At 48.6% G+C, this 2,109-nt stretch carries 2 protein-coding genes and 1 pseudogene; all 3 read left to right on the top strand.

Features of this window, described 5'->3' with window-relative positions:
- Positions 1–134 (top strand): annotated as a pseudogene (locus FKN88_RS17355) (IS66 family insertion sequence element accessory protein TnpB); the annotation flags it as partial.
- Positions 131–484, top strand: a complete 354-nt coding sequence (tnpB, locus tag FKN88_RS17350; RefSeq protein ID WP_306687767.1) for an IS66 family insertion sequence element accessory protein TnpB — start codon at positions 131–133, stop codon at positions 482–484. The pseudogene FKN88_RS17355 and the gene tnpB, both read left to right, overlap by 4 nt.
- A gap of 59 nt (positions 485–543) precedes the next feature.
- Positions 544–2,076: an IS66 family transposase gene (locus FKN88_RS17345; protein ID WP_306687766.1), complete on the top strand. Its 1,533-nt coding sequence runs from the start codon at positions 544–546 to the stop codon at positions 2,074–2,076.
- Positions 2,077–2,109 lie beyond the last annotated feature (33 nt).

Genomic DNA, 2,109 nt, shown 5'->3' with positions numbered 1-2,109 from the left:
AAAAGACCACAAAGTATCAAGCCACTCACGTTACCGTTGCCAATATGACCCTGCTCGTCAATGATATTGAACTGAGCATCCCACAAGGCACGCCAGCGACCTATCTCGCAGAGCTTATCGGTGCGTTATCATGAAACGCATGCTCAGCGCCCCAGAAATTTACTTATATCGTGAAAACGTCGATTTTAGAAAGTCCATCAACGGCCTTGCCGCGATAATCGAAAGTGACACCGACTTACCTTTAGGAAGTGGCGCACTGTTCCTGTTCACCAACAAGCAGCGCGACAAAATTAAAGTGTTGTACTGGGATAAAACAGGCTTTGCTCTCTGGTATAAACGCCTCGAAAAAGCCAAGTACAAGTGGCCATCAAAAGAGCAAAATGAGGTGTTTACCCTAACTCAATTCGAGCTTGATAGACTGCTTTCTGGCTTCACGATTATCGGCCACAAACCCATTGAAATAAACGATTTTACAATAACTTAAGCGATAATAAAGTCTTATCCACCAAGCGTTAACGGCATGATTTTAGTATAATCAATGCCATGAAAAAGACGCCAAATATCAACCCAGAAAGCCAAGATGTTGCCGAGCTACAAGCGATGGTGAAAGCGTTGTTGGCGTCGGAAACCCAATTGAAACAAGAGCGCCAGTCGCTACTTGAACAACTCAAACTTGCCTTCGACCGCCAGTTCGCTAAACGCTCGGAGGCATTAAGGCCTTACGATGAAGCGCAAGGTGACCTCTTCAACGAAGCGGAATGTGAAGCCGCTAAAGAAGAAGAGGTTGAAGTGGTCACGACGACCACCACAACGAAGAAACGCGGTAAACGTAAGCCACTGCCAAAGACCTTGCCTCGTGAGGTTATCGAACTGGATTTAGACGACCATGAAAAGCTGTGCGCTTGCTGTAAACATAACCTGCATAAAATCGGTGAAGACCGCAGTGAAAAGTTGGAGTTCACGCCAGCGGTGCTCAAAGTGCTGGAATATGTTCGTCCTAAATATGCTTGTCGTCAGTGCGAGCAAACCGAAGACAACAGCCGTATCGTTCAAAAGCCAGCGCCGCAAAGCATTATCCCTAAGAGCTTCGCGACAGAAAGCTTGCTGGCCAATATCATCCTCGGCAAATATCAATACGCGATGCCACTGTATCGTCAAGAATCGCTGTTTACCCAGTCGGGTATCGAACTATCACGAACCACCATGGCAAGGTGGATTATCCAAGTCAGTGAGAAGTTCGCCCCGCTTTACGCGGCCTTAAAAACGCACCTACTCGAGCAAATAGTGGTTCAGGCGGATGAAACGCCGCTCAATGTGCTCAAGGAAGACAAGCAATGCTACATGTGGCTCTACTGCTCGGGTGCGGACTCGCCAGATGCCGCACTCCCTAATGTGAAAAACATCGTCTTGTTCGACTACCAAAACAGTCGCGCGAGGTCGTGTCCTGTTGCCTTCTTGGGCAACTATGGTGGGTATCTGCAAACCGATGGCTATGGTGCTTATGATGGGCTTCATCTCATCACCAATGTCGGTTGCTTCGCGCATGCTCGGCGCAAGTTCATGGACGCGAAAAAGCTTCAAGGCAAAGGCAAGTCAGGCAAAGCGGACAAAGCGCTGGCCAAAATCCAGAAGCTTTATGGGATAGAATCCCGCTTAAAAGGTGAGTCTGCAGAAAAACGAAGAGCAGAACGCCAGGTGCATGCCAAGCCGATACTGGATGAGTTATACGAGTGGATGACAACTCAGAAAGTGCTTGAGTCTAGCCCGCTGGGTAAAGCGATAAAATACACGCTCGGTCAGTGGCCGAAGCTGATCCGCTATATCGATGACGGTCACTTATCGATAGACAATAACCGTGCTGAACGCGCAATAAAACCGCTGGTTATTGGGAGAAAGAACTGGCTCTTCTCGACCAATCCCAATGGAGCGGAAGCGAGTGCGATGCTTTACAGTATCGTCGAGACCGCGAAAGCCAACGGCCTTATCCTTTACGACTACATTGTCAAGTGCATGCAGGAGTTAGCGAAAGCGGAACCTGATATCGATGCACTCCTGCCTTGGAACTTCAAACACTAACAATATCGCCCCGTGGGTTCATGGGGCGGATAC

This window comes from Vibrio sp. 2017_1457_13, from assembly GCF_030851525.1.
Classification (GTDB): Bacteria; Pseudomonadota; Gammaproteobacteria; order Enterobacterales; family Vibrionaceae; genus Vibrio; species Vibrio metschnikovii.
Note: the sequence above shows the minus strand (reverse complement) of the source record. Positions and strands in the feature narration are given on the sequence as shown.